This is a genomic window from Micromonospora phytophila, from assembly GCF_023656545.1.
Classification (GTDB): domain Bacteria; phylum Actinomycetota; class Actinomycetes; order Mycobacteriales; family Micromonosporaceae; genus Micromonospora; species Micromonospora phytophila.
Map to the genome: position 1 here is coordinate 1 of NZ_JAMOKF010000038.1, position 18,254 is coordinate 18,254.

At 64.9% G+C, this 18,254-nt stretch carries 15 protein-coding genes and 2 pseudogenes; 15 read left to right on the forward strand and 2 right to left on the reverse strand.

Going from position 1 to position 18,254, the window contains the following annotated elements; all coding sequences use genetic code 11:
- The 11 genes and pseudogenes from NCC78_RS08180 to NCC78_RS08225 form a co-directional block, all read left to right on the forward strand.
- A pseudogene (locus NCC78_RS08180) lies at nucleotides 1–1,357 on the forward strand (hypothetical protein); the annotation flags it as partial.
- Nucleotides 1,358–1,777: 420 nt separating this feature from the next.
- Nucleotides 1,778–2,158, forward strand: a complete 381-nt coding sequence (locus tag NCC78_RS08185; RefSeq protein WP_250793007.1) for a hypothetical protein — start codon at nucleotides 1,778–1,780, stop codon at nucleotides 2,156–2,158.
- A gap of 12 nt (nucleotides 2,159–2,170) precedes the next feature.
- Nucleotides 2,171–2,722: a hypothetical protein gene (locus NCC78_RS08190; protein WP_250793009.1), complete on the forward strand. Its 552-nt coding sequence runs from the start codon at nucleotides 2,171–2,173 to the stop codon at nucleotides 2,720–2,722.
- Between the two features lie 729 nt (nucleotides 2,723–3,451).
- Nucleotides 3,452–5,026: a type I restriction-modification system subunit M gene (locus NCC78_RS08195; protein ID WP_250793011.1), complete on the forward strand. Its 1,575-nt coding sequence runs from the start codon at nucleotides 3,452–3,454 to the stop codon at nucleotides 5,024–5,026.
- On the forward strand, nucleotides 5,019–6,212 hold the full coding sequence (locus tag NCC78_RS08200; protein WP_250793013.1) for a restriction endonuclease subunit S: 1,194 nt from the start codon (nucleotides 5,019–5,021) through the stop codon (nucleotides 6,210–6,212). The genes NCC78_RS08195 and NCC78_RS08200 overlap by 8 nt, the downstream gene beginning before the upstream one ends.
- Nucleotides 6,213–6,215: 3 nt before the next feature.
- Nucleotides 6,216–9,320, forward strand: coding sequence for a type I restriction endonuclease subunit R (locus NCC78_RS08205; protein WP_250793015.1), 3,105 nt, complete (start codon nucleotides 6,216–6,218; stop codon nucleotides 9,318–9,320).
- A 114-nt stretch (nucleotides 9,321–9,434) separates the two neighbouring features.
- A pseudogene (locus NCC78_RS32690) lies at nucleotides 9,435–9,563 on the forward strand (IS701 family transposase); the annotation flags it as partial.
- A gap of 409 nt (nucleotides 9,564–9,972) precedes the next feature.
- Nucleotides 9,973–11,118, forward strand: coding sequence for a Fic family protein (locus tag NCC78_RS08210; protein WP_284706268.1), 1,146 nt, complete (start codon nucleotides 9,973–9,975; stop codon nucleotides 11,116–11,118).
- Between the two features lie 518 nt (nucleotides 11,119–11,636).
- Nucleotides 11,637–11,894, forward strand: a complete 258-nt coding sequence (locus NCC78_RS08215; protein ID WP_250793019.1) for a hypothetical protein — start codon at nucleotides 11,637–11,639, stop codon at nucleotides 11,892–11,894.
- A gap of 122 nt (nucleotides 11,895–12,016) precedes the next feature.
- Nucleotides 12,017–12,511: a DUF4231 domain-containing protein gene (locus NCC78_RS08220; protein WP_250793050.1), complete on the forward strand. Its 495-nt coding sequence runs from the start codon at nucleotides 12,017–12,019 to the stop codon at nucleotides 12,509–12,511.
- Between the two features lie 86 nt (nucleotides 12,512–12,597).
- Nucleotides 12,598–13,377: a transposase family protein gene (locus NCC78_RS08225; RefSeq protein ID WP_250793020.1), complete on the forward strand. Its 780-nt coding sequence runs from the start codon at nucleotides 12,598–12,600 to the stop codon at nucleotides 13,375–13,377.
- Between the two features lie 79 nt (nucleotides 13,378–13,456).
- On the opposite strand, the gene NCC78_RS08230 is transcribed toward NCC78_RS08225, so the two are convergent.
- Entirely contained in the window at nucleotides 13,457–14,167 is a 711-nt protein-coding gene (locus tag NCC78_RS08230) for a creatininase family protein (protein ID WP_308220875.1), read from the reverse strand.
- Between the two features lie 19 nt (nucleotides 14,168–14,186).
- A complete protein-coding gene (locus tag NCC78_RS08235) occupies nucleotides 14,187–15,362 on the reverse strand; it encodes an NsdA family TPR-like regulatory protein (protein WP_250793024.1) in 1,176 nt (391 codons plus the stop codon).
- 220 nt (nucleotides 15,363–15,582) lie between these two features.
- Here NCC78_RS08235 and NCC78_RS08240 point away from each other — a divergent pair, with 220 nt between their 5' ends.
- The 4 genes from NCC78_RS08240 to NCC78_RS08255 all read left to right on the forward strand — a co-directional run bounded on the left by NCC78_RS08240 (nucleotide 15,583) and on the right by NCC78_RS08255 (nucleotide 18,215).
- Complete coding sequence (locus NCC78_RS08240) at nucleotides 15,583–15,903, forward strand: hypothetical protein (protein ID WP_089021118.1); 321 nt, start codon at nucleotides 15,583–15,585, stop codon at nucleotides 15,901–15,903.
- Nucleotides 15,904–16,181: 278 nt separating this feature from the next.
- Nucleotides 16,182–17,057, forward strand: a complete 876-nt coding sequence (locus tag NCC78_RS08245; RefSeq protein ID WP_250793026.1) for a hypothetical protein — start codon at nucleotides 16,182–16,184, stop codon at nucleotides 17,055–17,057.
- A gap of 82 nt (nucleotides 17,058–17,139) precedes the next feature.
- The gene (locus NCC78_RS08250; RefSeq protein ID WP_250793028.1) at nucleotides 17,140–18,009 is read left to right on the forward strand and encodes an FtsK/SpoIIIE domain-containing protein; all 870 of its coding nucleotides are present in this window, start codon (nucleotides 17,140–17,142) and stop codon (nucleotides 18,007–18,009) included.
- Nucleotides 18,006–18,215 carry a hypothetical protein gene (locus tag NCC78_RS08255; RefSeq protein WP_250793030.1) on the forward strand — a complete coding sequence of 70 codons (210 nt, stop codon included), beginning with the start codon at nucleotides 18,006–18,008 and terminating at the stop codon, nucleotides 18,213–18,215. The genes NCC78_RS08250 and NCC78_RS08255 overlap by 4 nt, the downstream gene beginning before the upstream one ends.
- Nucleotides 18,216–18,254: the final 39 nt, after the last annotated feature.

The window sequence follows — 18,254 nt, forward strand, 5'->3', positions numbered from 1 at the left end:
CGTCGACTCAAAGAAGCTGACAAGCCTGCCGGAGACGGACCGGACAGTGCTGGAGGGTCCAGTAGTCCTCGTGGAGCAGCCGGACCTTGACCGCCTCCGTCTACGGCTCACCAGCGGTCAGGGCAGGATTGGCCAAGGCCCCGAGGTGACAAAAGCCGGCAACAACAGCAAGCGGCTGCGACTGCGCGTGGCGGTACCGGGCCATGATGCGGTGGATGCTGCGGCACTGGAGCGAGAGTTGGCAAGCCCGTCAGGAGCAGTGACCATCCCGTCGCCTCGCATGCCCGGCCAGACCACGCCGGCCGGCCAAGGCGGTGTCACCACGACCGCCAGGCACCCGCTGGTATTGATCGCGCCTTGTTACGGCAACCCCGCGTCGCGGGCCCGATTTCAGGACACGCTGGAGCAGGAGTTCACCTTCACCGAGCGGCCGGTAGCCGGGGCGTTGAGTAGGAACGAGGCCGAGCTGCTACTCGCGACCCACCCCGCCGGACGTGCTCGGTTCTGGGGTGCCCTCTCACGCCATGACAGCAAGATGGACCGCCTCGCGCCAGGTGATCCGGTTCTGTTCACCGGGCAGAACCGCGTTCAGGCCATCGCCTACCTTGGTTGCAAGTTGCGCAACACAGCCCTCGCTGATGCACTCTGGCAACCGGACCCAGAAACGGGAAGCTGGAGCAACGTCTACACCTTGGTCGACTTCCGCCGCGTCCACGACCTGCCCTACAGCGTCCTCCACGTCCTAGCGGGGTACAGCCCTCGCGACGTCTTTCAAGAGACACGCGTACCCCGCCCAGAACAGGCTGCAGCACTCATCGCTGGCCTCGGGCTGTCTGTCACCGTGGCCGTTGAGGAGAACCACGAGGATGCGGGCGATCGCCTCATCAAGGCTCTCGGCAGCGACCAGGAGCTGTTCAGCGCGGAGGAGAACCACACCGACGTCACGACGTACGAGCGCAGCGCTGGCACAGTGACCGTTCAACGGGCCGAAGCTCGCCTGGTCGCCAAGTACCGTGCGACGCTGCCCGAGCTGATGCGCCTGCGACTCGCGGTCGGATGGACCGACCTCTACTGCATCGAGGACGGCGACCTCATTGAGGCAAAGCGTTCTGCCGCTCACGCCTACGTCCGTGACGCTCTCGGGCAGCTACTGGATTACGCCGCGCACACCGCTCAACCGGTCAACCGCCTAACCGCTCTCTTCCCCGCCGCACCGGTGCCCGCGGACATCCGGCTCCTTCACACCTACGGCATTGACTGCCTGTACTGGGAAGGCGGCGACATCTTTACCCGCTCGACAGCACCAGCTTCCACGCGTGCCCGAATCCGGTCGTTCTGGTCAGGAGGGCCTGAATAGTTCCCACTGATGGCGGACCGAGATCACGGTCGCCGGCTAGCGCCCAGCACGCCTTCGGCCAGGGCTCCCACCCACACGCTTTCCAAGTCTGCTCGACGCTGTGCGCGATTGATCGGGCCGGTTCGCCATCCAGGGCAACTCGACCGGGCCGCGAGCGATCCCCGGCTGCGAGGATGCGGACTTGGCTGCTGCGGGCCGGTAGCGCCCGACGTCCGTGAGCAGGTGCGCCCTTCGTCGCTTGACGCTCTTACCAGACCCCGCCCCGAGTCTCACGCTGCTTGCGCTGCCGCCTGACGCTTCTCCGGTTCTGTGGCCTCCGTTGACAGGCAGATACAGACCGGCGAATAATGCATCCAGGATCGAGCCTCATAAGACCGGGTGGTTTACTTGACGGATTTCTTGGCGAGTGAGCTATTTAGAATGGTCGCCATTCCCGTCGCTACGGCCGCGCTCGGTTGCTTTATTCGATACTTTACAGCCAAGATTCGTAGTGTCACGATTGGGCCGGAAGTATTCGTATTTTGGCCTGAGTTGCTCTTGGCGGCGGTCTTCAACCTCTTGACGGCAGCCTCCGACCTTGCGAATAGGAAACTCTCCGCAGAGGAGGCTGGCGACAGTTTTTTAGCCATCATGTCGGCCGGGCTTGTGCTTCTCCTGGCACTTTGGATTGTGTCATTCATGGCCGCAATACCGCGAACCGCTCCCTGGCGGAGGGTAGTATGGACTTACGGGGTGCCGCATTTGTCTGCGATCGGCGCCCTCGAGCTTTCGCTGCTGCTCGCACTTGGCGCAAAGGCATGAGGGGAGTGCACGGTGGACCTTGAACTACTCCTGAGCCTTGCAGCTGGACTGATCTCCGGCCTCTTTGCGGTCGAACTTGGGCAGTGGGTGAGCCGCGCTTCGGTATTTATTGTTAGGCAAGCAGCCAGGGCGCTACCAGATCCCTACGCCGAGAGGTATGCCGACGAACTGACTGCGGAGATTCGCAATGTCAGGACCGGCATAGGAAAACTCGCCTACGCCACCAGGATTGCCCTTGCGATCCCATTCATACGGCGGTCGCTGACGTCCCGCGACAGCGCGGCCGTTGACAGGGAGAGGCAGCGAGAACAAGAGCGGCTTCGCGGCGTACCGGTCCAACTTAGTGCATTGGGTTTCGCTCTTCTAACGGCACTCGCGGGCAGTCTGATCTATGCAGCCGCAACGGCTGGGTCCCTTTCAGCGGATCTTGTGCTACGGGCTGGCACAACGGCAGTCGCTCTAGCCGGCTTGGCAACCAGCTTGTTCGCCGTATCGACTAGGCGGCGTAAGCCTGGGCAGAAGTCTGATGCGAAGGAATATTCAAAGAGGAAGGACAGCCCCTAGTCGCCAACGTGCGTCCTCGTAGTCGCACGCGGTGAGAGACAGTGCTGCCCCTCCCGGTGCGCCTATGGACGTCAACCTCCTCCGCAGTCTCCTGGCTGAGCTTGGCCCCTTCGTCCCGAACGCGGGTGTGGGGCACCTGCTGGTGTCATCCACTGCCGGGGAGTGTCGTTGATCGCGGTGACCGCGCCAACGGACCACGGGCTGCGTCAGCTTCTACCGACCATCTCGCTGCTTCCTCGCTGCGTCCACGCCACGGCCCACAGCCACCTCTTGATCCGCAGCTCCGGGCGGAACGGCACCGTGCACGGCATCAACGACCTGCAGGCCCAGTACGCGGCGATCTCCAACGGCCGCCCCCGACGTCGGATAGCTCCTGGTCGCCGCCTGGCAGCTCTTGCGGCTCGATCGGTTGCTGCACTTCGTTGCTGTACCGCTGGGCTGACCGCTCGCATGGTTGGCGATGTGTGAACGCACACTCGCTCCGGTAGGTCTGACGGGCCACGGCCGAGGCTCAATGGGGTAGCGCTTGGGGCCGCCCGTCGGCTCGCCGATGCCAAGATCCGCTCGGTACGCGAAGGTCGTCCGCACGGGAATAGAATGCGCCGCGTGTGTTCACCCGGCAGGGACGCGCCCGGCGTGTACATGCGGGGCAGGCCTAAATAGGGTTACCAGCAGGAACACTGCGGCCTTCGGGCCGCCACCCTTTGACGAGCAAGGACACCCCGACTGATGGCAGTGACCCAGCAGGAGATCGAGAACCGGTTGTGGGACGCCGCCGACGAGCTGCGCGTGGCGATGCCCGAAGCGCAATACTCCTCGGTCGTCTTCCCGCTGATGTTCTGGAAGTACCTGTCGGACACCTGGGAGCACCACCACCAGGAGTTCCTGGCCGACAATGAGGGCCTGGACGGCCTCTCCGCCGAGGAAGCCCACGAGATTGAGTACCGCGACTACCAGTCGTTCGAGATCCCGTTCATCCACCCCGGCACCGTCCAGCAGCGACGCGCCTCTTGGTCGTCCATCCTCGCCACCATTACCCAGCCCGGCCTCGGCAAGCGAGTCCGCGCCTCCCTGCAGGCCATCGAGACGGCCAACCCTGACAAGTTTTCCCGCCTGTTCGGATCCATGACTTGGACCTCTGAAGAGGTGCTGTCGGGGGAGGTGTTGGCGGCGGTCATGCAGGCGATGGACCGCACCCCGAAGATGCACGAGGGCAACATGTCCCACGACGTGCTCGGTGGGGCGTACGAGTACCTGCTGAAGCGGTTCTCTGACGGGTCTGGCACCCGCGCCGGCCAGTTCTTCACCCCGCGCGAGGTCGTCGAGCTGATCGTCGAGGTCCTGGCCCCCAAGGGCTTCGAGTCGGTGTACGACCCGACCTGCGGGTCGGGCGGCATGCTCATCGCCTCCGCGAACCTCCTAAAGGCCCGTGGCGGGCGTGGCTACACGCTCCGTCTATACGGGCAGGAGGCCGTACCGGACACCGCGGGTGTGGCACGCATGAACCTCTTTATGCACAACCTCACCCAGTTCCAGGTCGAGGTCGGCGACACCCTGAAGGACCCGCGCTTCAAGAAGCCGGACGGGTCCATCGCACAGTTTGATGTGATCGTCGCCAACCCGCCCTACAGCCTGAAGTGGAAGCCCTGGACCAAGGATCCGCGCGCCATCGGCGGTGTCGCCCCGCAGTCGTCGGCGGACTGGGCGTTCGTGCAGCACATGATCGCCAGTATGGACCCGAAGAAGGGCCGAGCCGGCGTTGTCCTGCCTCACGGCGTCCTCTTCCGCGGTGGCCAGGAGGCTGCTATCCGCCAGCGCGTCCTGGACGACGACCTCCTCGAATCCGTGATCGGCCTGTCAGCGAACCTCTTCTATTCGACTTCCATCCCGACCTGCATCCTCGTGTTCCGTGCCCCCGGCACCAAGGCCGAGGAGCGCCGGGACGGGGTGCTGTTTATCGACGCCTCCAAGCGGTTCACCAAGGCCAAGAACCGCAACATCCTCACCGACGCCGACATCGCCGACGTCGTGGCCGCCTACCACTCGAGCTTCGACGTCGACGGCAACCCGGTGGACCCCGACGAAGAGGGTGGCCTCTCGGTGCGGTTCGTCCCCACCATGGAGATCGTGGCGAATGGGTACGACCTCAACATCGGCCGCTACATCAAGCAGGCCGCCGCCGAGCAGGAAGACCTCGGCACGCTCATCGACGCCTACAACATCGCCCGAGCCGAGCGCCAGAAGGCCGAGCAGTGCATGCTCGCTCTCCTCTCCGCCGCAGGGATTGAGGGATTCGATGAGTGACTGGCAGCAGATCACCCTCGATGACCTGCTGACCCGCGTGCGCCGCAAGGTGGTCGTGGAGGATGGCGTCACCTACCCCGCAGTCAGTGTCCAGATGTACGGGCGCGGCCTTGGGGGGAAGGAGCCGTTCGTCGGCGGCGCCTCGAAATACACGACGTTGAACACAGTGCGAGAGAACGACGTCGTGCTCCGCACGATCACGGCGTTCGAGGCCCCTGCAGGCGTCGCGCGGGCGGAGCATGACGGCACCCACGTCTCTGGTGTGTTCATTACCTACGAGGTGGACCAGAGAGTTCTTCCGGACTTCCTGGGGCTGACCTTCCAGACACCAGCGTTCTGGGACGAGATGCGGAACCGTGCCTCGGGAACGGTCTTGCGCCGCAAGACCATCTCCGATGATTCGTTCCGTGCCATCCCGTTCGCTTTGCCTCCGCTGCCGACACAGGAGCGGATCGTCGAGGTGATCGGCGCGGTCGACGACCAGATCACGGCACTCGATGGTGAAGCAAAGGCTGCCGAGGTGGCCGCCGGCGCGATCGCCGAGTCAATGCTGGCCAATCACGCTTACGTTCGGGTCGGGAACCACCTCCATCGCATCGAGGGCGGCCGTAGTCCACGGGCAATCGATAAACCGCCCACAGAAGATGAGGAAGGCGTCCTAAAAGTCAGTGCGGTCGCAGCCTTCCACTTCATCGCGGACGAGTCCAAGACACTCGCCCCAGGGACGGAGATGCCAGATTCGGCCGGGGTGCAAGCAGGAGACGTACTGGTCACACGGGCGAGTGGTGCCATCCACCGCGTCGGAGCGGTCTGCCGTGTCCCCTCTGACGTTAGAGGCGGTCTATACCTGAGCGACAAGACGCTTCGCATGGTTCCTGCCGACGGCCTTGACCCGGACTTCCTGGTTGTCGCTATGGCGCTTTCGGCAGCGCGGAGGCAGATCACTATGGCCGCTTCTGGCTCGGCTTCCATGAAAAACATCAGTCAGTCGAAGATCGCTGGGCTCGAGGTGCCTATGCCCGAACTGACTGAACAGCGCAAGGTCGCTTCGACGGTTCTTTCGATGCGTGCACTCGGAGGTACGTGTCGCGCAGAGGCCGATAGGCTCCGCCAGGTCCGTGCCGCTCTGCTGTCGGGGCTTCTGGACGGCACCATCGACCTCGAGTCCGCCGATCTGGGGGTCTGAGTCATGGCGAAGGGCATTCGGGAGCGTGAGTTCCAGAACCTGTTGATCCAGTGGTCTCTCCCGATGGGCTGGGGCTACACAGCGGGCAGGTCGCTGCCGCGTGAGACGACACAGACGGTCATCGTCGGCCAGCTGAGGGACGGCATCGTTCGGCTCAATGCTGGGGTGATCGACGGGTTCGACGTGGACGCGGTGGTCGAGGAGATCGTCGCTGCGGTCAACGCCGTCGAGGGCGGGCTGGTGCGGGCCAACGAGCAGGTGCTGCACCTGCTGCGCGGGCACAAGGAGTTCCGGGACGCCGACGGCGTTTGGCACGCCCTGAAGGTCATCGACTTCAAGGACCCGACCGCCAACACGCTGGTCGTTTCGGACGAGGTGACCATCACCGTCCCCGGCAAGACCTCCCGCCGGTTTGACCTCGTCTACTGGGTCAACGGGCTGCCACTGGTCGTGGTCGAGGTGAAGTCTCCGACCGCGAAGTCCGGGTGGGCCGACGCCGCCCGCGAGATCAACGACGTGTACGCCACCGAGTACCCGTGGTTTTGTACCCCCAACGTTTTCGCTGTCGCCTCCGACGGGCTAAAGCTGCGATTCGGTGCCGTTGGCGCACCCCTGAACCTGTGGCAGCCGTTTCGGTCCACCGCCGACGACGAGAACCTGTCCGGGCAGGCTGACGTGCAGCGCTCCGTCGAGCTGCTGATGAACCCGGCCACGATCCTGGACATGCTTGCCAACTTCGCCCTGTTCGACACCTCCGGGGGTGGGGTGGACAAGAAGTACCTGCCCCGCTACCCGCAGATCGAGGCCGCGCACCTGATCCACAAGCGGGTGCTGGAGGGCGGGTCGAAGGGCCTGATCTGGCACCACCAGGGGTCTGGGAAGACGCTGCTGATGGTGTTCGCCGCCTCGCTCCTGCTGGCCGACACCCGCACCGAGTCGCCCACAATCATCCTGCTCTCGGATCGCACCCAGCTCGTCCGGCAGACCTCCGGGGTGTTCACCTCCGCGATGGGGGACGCCTACTTCCACCAGCCCGCCACCAGCCAGGAGTTGCGATCCCTGCTGGCCGACGAGGTGCGCGGCGTCATCTCCACGACCGTCCACAAGTTCGCCGACGCAGGCAAGAATCTGTCGACCCGGGGCAACATCATCGTGCTGGTCGACGAGGCTCATCGCACTCAGACCGTCAGCCGTGACGAGGGGAGACTGTTCGTCAGGTCGAAGTCCCTGGCCGGGCAGATGCGTGCAGCGTTGCCGCACGCGAAGTTCTTCGGCATGACCGGCACTCCCGTCAGAAACCTCGCCACCGACACCTTCGCCCTCTTCGGCCAGGAGACCGACCCGGGCAGGGTGCTGCACCGGTACTCGGTGTCCCGGTCTTTGCGGGACGAGGCGACCGTCCCGGTCATGCTGGACCCGCACCCGGTCTCCTTCGAGATGAACGACCAGGAATTGCAGGCTGAGTTCGACCAGTTCGCCGACGACTTCGACCTCGACGACCCGGACCGTGAGGCCCTGTCCCGCAAGTTTGGGCGCCTCACCTCGGTGTTCGCCAACCCAGACCGTATCCACGCGGTCTGCCAGGACATCGTGGACCACTACCTAGCCGGTGCCTACCGCAACGGACTCAAGGCCCAGGTCGTCGCCTACAACCGTGAGCTCGCGGTGGCGTACACGGACAAGATCAACGAGCTGCTGGCCGGCTTCGAGGCGTCGCAGGTGCTCGCCGAGGTCGGGAGGCACGGCCGGATCACCGCCGAGGTGAACATCTCCGTTTCGGACTCAAAGGACGAAGACCCCGCCATGCGGCCGTTCCGCCTCTCTGAAGCTGAGGAGGAGGAGCAGAAACGGCGGTTCCTCACCCCGGACGACCCGCTGTGCTTACTGGTGGTGACCGCGAAGCTGATGACTGGATTCGACGCGCCCAATGAGGGCGTCCTCTACCTGGACAAGCCGCTGAAGGCCCACACCTTGTTCCAGGCGATCACCCGCCCGAATCGCACCTGGGTGTCCCCGACCGGGTTCGTGAAGACCTCCGGCGTGGTCGTGGACTACATCGGCCTGGCCGAAGAGGTTCAGCGGGCTGTCGTCGACCCCACCTCGGGACGGGCAGGCGAGGGCGGCGGGTTCGTCACCGATGTTTCCGAGCTGGTCGCCGAGTTCCGCACCACCTTCGCCCGCATCGAAGACCTCCTCGCGGACGTGGACGGCCTGGACCTCACGGTCCACGGATACGAGTCCGTGCGGGCCATCAACGTGTTCCTGGACGCCAACCCCGGCGCCGTCGAGGTGTTCTCCAAGGACTACCGGCTCCTGGCCCGCCTGTATCCGCTCATCAACACCGACAAGCGGGTCGCCAAGTACCGGGACGGCTTCGGGCTGTTCGGGTCCGTGTACACGACCCTGTTCAAGAAGTCCTCCGACGAGGAGAGGAAGGAACGGCTGGGCGAGCTGGGGCCAATGGTCCTGGAGATCATCAACGCCCACGTCCACTCCTTCTCCGTGGTCGCCTCCCAGGAGGAAGCCCTCGTCCTGGACGCCCAGGGCATCGCCGTTCTCAAGGAGCTAATGGCCCTCGTCCGACCCAAGCCCGACAAGGACGACGGCGAGGACAAGACGCCGCCGTCGGCGGCGGAGATCCTGGACCACATCAAGGCCGCCCTCGAAAGGGGTGTCGAACCGGGGTCCGCGAAGTACACCGCCCTCGCGGAGCGGATCAGGCTGCTGCGGGACCGGATCATCCAGAACGCCCAGGACGCCCTGGAGTTCCTGTCCGAAGCACTCCGGGTCGCTCGCGCCATCGTGAACGCCGAGAAGCACCCCGACGAAGCCGTCGTCGTGCTGGACGACGACCACGTGGGCGTCCTGTCAAGGATCATCCACGACCACGCACCGTCCGGCCTCACTGTCACGGAGAGGAACCTGGCCGAGGAGATCGACCAGGTGGTCACCCGGACCCTCGCCCGGTCATGGGACAACGCAGACGCTCGCAACCGAGGCGTCCGCCGCGCCACCGCCGCGGTCTTCCGCCGGTACATGTTGAAACCGGTGGGGGAGCCGTATGACTCCACCGTCGCCTACATCGAAGCCCACTACCTCGTTGACTGACGAATGCACGGAGTCTCGGCAACCTGTGGCGGTCGCCGACAAGCACGAAAGATGCCGACGTGCACGCTCGAGTGCAGAGGCAGGTACGGCTGGTACTGCAAACCGCGAACTGAGTATCGGTGGCTGCTCACCCGCTGCAACCGCAGCACAGGTGAACTGGCCTTCTACCTGCGCTGGTCACTCCGCCCGGTGTCCCTGCACACCCTCGTCAGGGTGGCCGGCTCGCGCTGGAGCATCGAGGACTTGACTGCGGGCGTTGGCGGAGTTCGAGCAGCGGCTGCCGCACTAGAGGACGCGAACCGAGCTGACTAGCCGTGGCCCAGGCAGGTTTGCCGCTACTCGTCGCCAGCGCTGCACTGCCCGCCTCCCACCCCACGTCTGCGACGACTCTGCGCTACCTACCTACACGTAGACCGCCCTGTCGCCTGTTGCCAGTGGTACAGGCGGTACTACTGGAGCGATCGTTACTGTTGGTAGCGGGGGGGCTTACGCCGGTCAACTAGAGAACCTATAGTTGTAGCGGTGTAATTTATAGGATTAAGCCAGATGCTTTAAATCTGGCCGGGCGATTGAAGGGTTCGCCGAGGCGCTGCAGACGCCTCCAGCGACCTGGGAGGACATCGTGGACGTCGACGCCTTCAAGAACTCCCCCATGGGTGATCTTCGGCCCATCTCCGGACACGACGCCTACCTTGGGCAGGACTACCAACACTACGCGTTCGTACCCCACCCCCTGCCACCTAGCATCCCCCTCAGTGAGAGGACCTACCGCCGGGTAGTCGAGGCAAGCATGGCGGTTGGGCGCTTGGACTTCGCTGTGCAGCGCCTTCCGAACCCTTCTCTGCTTGCCAGGCCAGCCCTGCGGCGCGAGGCGCAAAGCACGTCGGAGCTGGAAGGAACCTACGCGCCGCTCGACGAGGTCCTTGAGGCCGATTACCTTGATGAAGCACATCAGAGCGCCGAGCTGCGCGAGGTGATGAATTATGTCCGCGCGGCCGAGCGGGGATTACGGCTGATCGAAAAGAAACCGATCTGCCTAACACTGATTGCCGAGCTGCAAAAGATCCTGGTCCGTGGCACCCGGGGTGACGGATACGACGCAGGCAAGCTGCGAGCGAGGCAAGTTTACATCGGCGAGCGCCATCTCGGGATCGAACAGTCCCGCTTCGTTCCACCTCCGCACGGCAACGACTTGGTGGATGGCTTCAGTGCTTGGGAGAAGTGGATCAACGCCGAAGACAACGTATCCATACTGGTCAAGGCCGCCGTCGGCCACTACCAGTTCGAGACACTACACCCCTTCAGCGATGGCAACGGCCGGATGGGGCGCTTGGTAGTCACCCTTCAACTCGTAGACGCGAAGGCTCTTAGCTACCCAGTACTCAACCTCTCCCCGTGGCTCAAAGAGCGTGAGCGCCAATACAAAGACGAGATGCTTCAGGTAAGCATCACGGGCAACTTCGACTCTTGGGTTTCGTTTTTCTGTGAGGGCATATTGGCTCAAGCGAACAATGCGGTCAAGAAAATTGAAGACCTGCTCGCGGTTCGTCAAGAGATGATGGTCATGCTGCGACAGCAGAGGGTGAGAGGTGTCGCGCTGGATATTGCCGATTCACTCATCGGGTATCCGTATATTACCGTCACGCAAGCGGCTTCGCTGCATAACGTCACCTATCCTCCAGCCAATAGCGCCATTGCGAAACTTGTCGACATGGGGATTCTTAAAGAAGTAACGGGACGAGGCTACGGCCGCATGTTCGTAGCACCGAAGATGCGGGCCATCTTCACCTCACGTTAGAACTAACTGCGCGAGACACCCACCCGCCCGAGGAGGTCGTGGTGGGGATGCGGCGCGTGTACCCCGGGCAGGCCACTGGCCTGCCGGCAACGCCGGCCCGAGGGGTCGCAGAGGCTCCAGGGTCAAGGGCGGCCCGCAGGGCCGTCGCGCAGCGACGCGAAGCGCCCTTGACCCTGGAGGGGCGGCCCCGCACACTCCGCGCCGCATCCCCACCACGGCCGGCGGCGACTCGCGCTACGGCGCGGCGGTGCAACGGCCGCCGCGCCCCGGCCGGCTGCCGGCCTACCAACTCCGACCCGAGGAACTCCCCTGCGGCGGCCCTCCGGGCTTCCCGCTGTCCGCGCCAGCCGCCGGGCGTTCGGCGGGGCTGGCCGCGAGCCCCAAGCGAGCGAGCCAGCCGCGCGCCCTGGCGGCGGCGCGTGCGGCCCGTTCAGGGCCGCCTTGAAGACGTACAGAAACTTTGAACAACCAGCCGGCAGCCGACCGAATCGAACGGGTGTTCGACTAGGCTGCAGCGGGTGGAGGTACGTGGTCGCTACTGGAACGGGGCATGGGGCCGCATCGCCAGGCGAGACATCTGGCTGCTCTCCGACGGTCGGCTCTGGCGGGTGCGTGGCCGCCTTGGAGGTGACGGAGGGCGGGAGGTCTCCCACGACTTCACCAACGAGGGATCCGCCCGAACGATGGTCGACCGGATGATGGAGGCCTCGGCCGGCACCTGGCGTGATCTCACGGAGGCGGTCCGGCAGGAGTCCAACCGCCAGCGCACTGACTAGCTGTACACCGAGGGTCGGCTTACGCGCGACGACAGCTGCTCAACGGCAGTCGGCTGCACGGGCATGCGCAAGATCGGGCAGGGGCGGCGCATTGATGGCGGGTACTACAATCCTCGAGCGTGATGAAGAAGCCGCAGGAGCCCATACAGTCGGAGGTTCCACGCCCCGCCCTTGAACCCCTTGAGCTTGCCCTTGACCTGGTACATCGGATTGAGCGTGGAAATCAGTATGCCAGAAGTCGGAAGCGGAATTTCATACGTCGAGCGTCCCTTGTGCGCCTTGCCTCGCTGACGTTGTCCGTCGCTTCAACTATCATCCTCGGCCTGCAGAATCTCGAATTCTGGACGGGCCTTGCCTTCGCGCTGGTAGCTGTAGCGACGGTCGTGAACACAGTTGAACCCTTTTTCGCCTGGCGTTCCCGGTGGGTGCTGATGGAGGAGTGTCAGTACAAGTTCTATCGGCTTCGAGACGAAGTTACCTATTACATCGCCTCGAATAAGCCGGAAGAACTTGAAGCGGCCAAGATTCGGGCGATGTTCGACCAATACCAAGGAATCTGGGATGAACTCGGCTCTCGTTGGCTGGAGTATCGGCGCTCCGGATCTCCGGGCCAGTGACCTAGGGGCGCTTGGGCAGGAGACACTAAGGGATGTCTCGTAACCCCGGTGTCTGTCTGCTGAGGACGATCGGTCAGGATGCCTGGGTGCAGGTGATCACCGCAGCGCACCCTGGGTGGATCTTTCCGTTCACAGGGCTGCAGCCCGCCCAGTTCCGCAGGCTGGTCCGCCTGGTCGCCGAGCGTGGCGGTGACGCCATCGCCGATGGCCGGCCGGGCCGGCAGTGGGCCCTGGGCCTTGCCGATCGGGTGCTGCTGGTGGCCACCTATTGGCGCACCAACCTGACCATGCGCCAGATCGGCCCGCTGTTCGGGGTGTCGCACTCCGCGGCGCACCGGGTCATCGACACCCTCGGACCGCTGCTGGCCCTGGCGCCGGTGCGCCGGCGGCCGGTCGACCAGATCGCCATCGTCGACGGCACCCTGGTCCCCACCCGCGATCACCGCCTGGCCGCCCGGAGCAAGAACTACCGGTACTCGACGAACCTGCAGGTCGCCATCGACGCCAGCACCCGCCTGGTCATCGCCGTCGGTGACCCGCAACCCGGCAACCGCAACGACACGATCATCTACCGCACCAGCGGCATCGAGGAGAAGCTGGACGGGCGGCCGGTGATGGCCGACGGCGGCTACCGCGGCAACCCCGAGGTGATCATGCCGTACCGCAAGCCCACCGACGGCAGCGACCTTCCGGACTGGAAGGAAGCCCTCAACGTCCACCACCGAACCGTTCGAGCAGGGGTCGAACACGCCCTGGCCAGGATGAAGTGCTTCAAGATCCTGCGCGACTACCGCCGCGCCGCCCACACATTGGCCGACGCCGCTTCCGGCATCGCCAACCTCCACAACATCATCCTCGCTGGCTGACCGCCGGTCTGGCCCCGGGCAACGCCTTCACCCAGTTACGAGACGTCCCTTAGGCGTGCCTGTGTATTAATTGTCCTTTTTAGAACCCGTGGACTCGCAGGTGTTCGGCGAAAGACTGAGTGAAGCTCTCCAACGCCGCCTTGCCCTTCTCACGGGTGCCAAGCGATGGACGTCCGATGACTCCGCTGGTGGTGTATGCGGTCATGCCTAGCGTCAGTAGGTGCGGCCGATCGTCGGCGAGCCAGTCTGCGGTCTCGTTGCCGTCGCGTACGAGGTGCGGAGCGACGTGAAGCAGCAGCGACGTTTCCATCTCGCCGGCGTGCATGTCCTCATGGTTGCTGGTTTCCATGCCTGAGTCCTGACGGGCCTTGGTCCAGTCGTGAGACTGCGGGTACAGGCTCATCGTGGGTCCGTTGGCCGCCGTGTGCTCCTGCACCACGTTTGAGAGGACGTAGTTGCCGCCATGGCCGTTGATGAGGACCAGGTGCCCGACGCCGGAACGGGTCAAGGACTCGGCTATGTCCGCGACGATCTGGTAGAGCGTGCGGGAGCTGATGCTGACCGTGCCGCGCCAGCTGGCGTGCTCGTGGGAGCAGGAGATGGTGACGGGCGGCAGCAGCAGGGTCGGGTACGCGCGGGAGATGTCACGAGCGATCGCCGAGGCAACGACGGTATCGGTGATGAACGGCAGGAAGTCCCCGTGCTGTTCGAAGCTGCCGATGGGTAGGAGGGCTACTGAGGCGTTCCGCTCCTTCTCTTCCGCTGCGGTAGCTGCCGTCACCAGGTCGATCATCAGCGATGCGTCCCCCTCAGGCGGTCGTCAGTCGCTTGATAGCGCGACTCAGCTCGAATACTTCCGCATCCCGACGCCATGGCGCCAGCCGCTGACGTAGCTGCCGCAGCTCTCCTAGGGCTAGCGCCGAGGTTGCCGCCTCGACTGTCTTCACCGCTCGGTGTCCCACTCCACAGGCGTTCGCCCTGTCGCCGAGGGCGGCATGGGCGTTGGCGAGTCGCGCCTGGCAGATGCCCAAGTCACGTCGCATGACGCCCGGCATGTTCGCTAGCGCCTCCTGAAACACGGGGACTGCTTTCTCCGGCGAGTCGAGTTCCGTCCAACAGGTTGCCGCCTGCATGTCGAGGTAGGCGGGTGTGCAGTACGACGCGACCTCGTCCGCGTCAGCGGCTCCGGGCCGAGTTGCCTCAGTCATGGCCGCTTCAAGTGCCCGTGCAGTCTCGTCGGCCTTCCCCCGGAGCGAATACGCCCGCGCTTGCTGGCCCAGGACTAGGGCTCGCACGCGCGGAGACACACGCGTTGCATCCCGAAGCGCCGCCGTACTCAGTCCGATCGCCCGGTCAGAACCGCCAAGGTCGCTGGCAATGTTCGACTTTCGCATCAGCAGGTAGGCGGTCTCGGTCGGGTCGCCGATTGCCAGGGCGTAATCCATTGCGCGATCCGAATAGTGCATCGCGCTTTGCGGATCTCCAGCATCCTGGTAGAGCCAACCGGCGAACTCGTTGTAGCGACATGCCAGCACCAACAGACTGTCCCGGATGTCGTCCTTGGCGTCAGGAATGATCCCGTCAAGGAGAGTCGCCTGCGCCCGTACGACGTCAACCAGATGATGCGGTCCCATCAAATTGTCCGCCCGGATGTGTTGTTCAAGAACCCTGCGGAAGTAGTCGGCGGTGTCCTGGTCTACCGCGGGCGCAACTCCTGGCGCAACTCGTCCGGCTCGCCGTTCGGGTTCGTCGAACCCGAGGTCTTCATGGTCAAGCCCGTAGATGGCGCAGAAGAGTTGCTGGTAGACCCCGTCAGGCTGCCCGCCGCCGTTCTCCCATCGGGACAGCATGGTCTTCAGGCTCGCTTGGCCTGCGAGCCTAACTCCTTGCTTGCTTGCCTCCGCTATGAGTGCTGCGATCACCCGTGACTGCTTCCAGCCGAGATCCAGGCGGGCGCGCTGCAAGAGGGTGGCGGCCTCGCTCACGCTGCTCCCCGTCATGACTCTCCTCAGTCTCGGTTAACAAGCCCAATGACCAGTATGGCGTGTCAATACGACAGATTGAAGACGGTTAACAGGCAACCCAGCGGAATCTGTTAACCCGTCTCATCTGCCGCGCGGCACCTTCTCGCCGTTTCCTTGAGTCACGGGCCGATCGGTCCAGACAAAGAAGGATCCGCAGGATCCCTGAACGAAGGAGACCTTCGTGAAGCTGTACGTGGACACCCAGAGCAAGCAGGTTCAGGTGACGAAGGACCCGGAGCCGAAGAACGACCAGAACGGCAACCAGCGGTCGGAGAAGAACACTGGCCGGCTCATGTGGTCGACCCAGGTCTTCGTGCTCGACGAGACTGGCGGCGAGATCATCACCATCACCACGGCGGGTGAGAAGCCGGGCGTGACGGTGGGACAGCTCGTCGCTGTCGAGCAGTTGGAGGCCATTCCGTGGGCGACCAACGGGCGCAACGGCGTCGCGTTCCGTGCGATCTCGCTGAAGCCGAAGGCTGGTAACTCGGCGGCGAAGTAGGTCCCTCGCTCACCGCGCTGTGTGAGCCTCTGGTGTCTGACCTGATGCGGCCTGATGGTCCGCTGATCTGAGATCCAAGGTCCGGGAGTGGTTCCGACTCCTACATTCCCGGCCCGTCACCACCAGTGGTGGTGGCATCCCCGCAAGAGCTGGCGCGGGGTCGGTCCGACTCCTACATCTGCCGACCCCGTGCCCTCCAACTCATCCACCCTCACAAGGGAGGACTCGTCGTGTCCAAGTCTAGCCCTCGTCGCCCCCTCGGGCGGAACAGCGGAACGGTGACGGTCATCGAGGCCAAGGTCCACCGTTCCTCGGCCCGCAACGCCCGGTTGGCGTTCATCCTCACGGCGGTCATCGTCGGCCTGCTCTCAGCCGTGGTGGCCGCTTCCTCCATTCACCCGATCCTGGCCCTGTTCCTAGGCGCGGCCATCGGTGTCCCGCTGGGCGGGCTCGCCTGGGTCCTCGTCCGGGTCTGGCCGGTGCTGCGGCTGCTGTGGTGGTGGTCCATCGAGATCGTGCTCACCATCGCTGTCATCACCTTCTGGGTGCAGCTGGCCAACCACACCTCCACGCCCGTCACGCTCGTCGTGGTTGCCCTGGTCGTCGGCGTCCCGGTTGCCCTGCCGGCCTGCCGCCGCGCCGTAATCGCCTGGACCTGGTGCTTGGTGGTGCGGCACCGGCTGCGCGTGTGTTTCGCGCAGTTCATCATCGCCAACCAGTCCGGCTCGCTGCCGCTGATCCTGTGGGCCCGTCCGACTCCGGTCGGTGAGCGGGTCTGGGTCTACCTGCGTCCCGGCCTCTCGATGGCCGATCTGGAAGGCCGTCTCGACCGCATCGCAGTCGCCTGCCACGCCGCCACCGCTCTGGTCGAGCGGGCCTCCGACGGCAACGCCGCCTACCTGCGGTTCGACATCAAGCGCCGCGAGGTGCTGACCGCCAACGTCAGCTCTCCCCTCGTCGACGTCATCAACCCCGACACCCCGAGCGTCGACCGGCCCGCACCGGTCATCCCGACCGCTCTGGACCTGCCTGACGTCGACGCACCCGTCATCACCCTGCCGGTGCAGAAGAAGCCCGCCACCACCGCCAACGGCACCAAGCCCGCGGCGGCTTCCTCGTCGACCGACGCCGACGACGTCTCCGACTGGATCTGACCACCAACCCAACCGGACGCGGGGAGCCATTGCGGCTCGTTCGTGTGGCTCTCCGCGCCCACCACGTCCAAGGAGGGCACCCATGACCACCACGGCAACCGCCTCAACGTCTGCGGTTCCGGTGGGGCCTGGCCTGTCGATGTTCGACCCCATCTTCGTCGGCATCGACGAGTTCGGTCAGCCCGTCTACATCACCCTCGCCTACCGCAACCTCCTCGCCGGCGGCGAACCGGGCGGCGGCAAATCCGGTCTGCTCAACTGCATCGCCGCCCACGCCGCCCTCAGCGTCGACTCCCGCCTGGTGCTGTTGGACGGCAAGCTCGTCGAGCTGGGGCAGTGGGAGGACTGCGCCGATGCGTTCATCGGCCCCGACATCACCGAAGCCCTGACCGTCCTGCGACGGCTCCAGGTCGTGATGAACAACCGCTACGCCTGGCTGCGCGCGCACGGGCGCCGCAAACTCACCGCCCTCGACGGCCTGTCGGTCATCACCGTCCTGGTCGACGAGATCGCCTTCTACTCCGCGACGGTCGGCAGCAAGCAGGAGCAGGAAGAGTTCGTCGCTCTCCTGCGCGACCTGGTCGCCCGTGGCCGGGCCGCCGGCATCCCCGTGGTCGCCGCCACGCAGCGGCCGTCGTTCGACATCATCCCCACCAGCCTGCGGGACCTGTTCGGCTACCGCGCCGCGTTCCGCTGCACCACCCCCAACTCGTCGAACATCGTGCTCGGGCATGGGTGGGCGGAGCAGGGCTACTCCGCCACCGACATCCAACCCACCAACCAGGGCGCGGCCTACCTCATCGCCGAAGGCGGCGTCCCCCGCCGCATCAAAGTCGCCTACCTCTCCGACACGCAGATCGCCGGCATCGCCGACTACGCCGCCTGGATCCGCCGCCCCGGCGCACTCACCACCCCCGACAGCGCCCCTGTCGAGCTGGGAGTTGCGGCATGAGCACCCGCGAACGCGCCTCCGCCCGCGCGAACAACCAGCGGGCCGCCCACTACACCGAACTGTGGATCGTCGGCAGTCCGCAGGACATCGCCGCGCTGCTGCACATCGCCTCGGCCAGCGGCCGACTCGTCTTCGCCTCCGCGCCAACCCCCATGGGCGGCGACGACACCCGCCACCGCCGCTACCTCCGGCTCCGCAACCGATAGCAGTCGACGGAACCGGCTCACGCCCTGCAAAAGCCGATC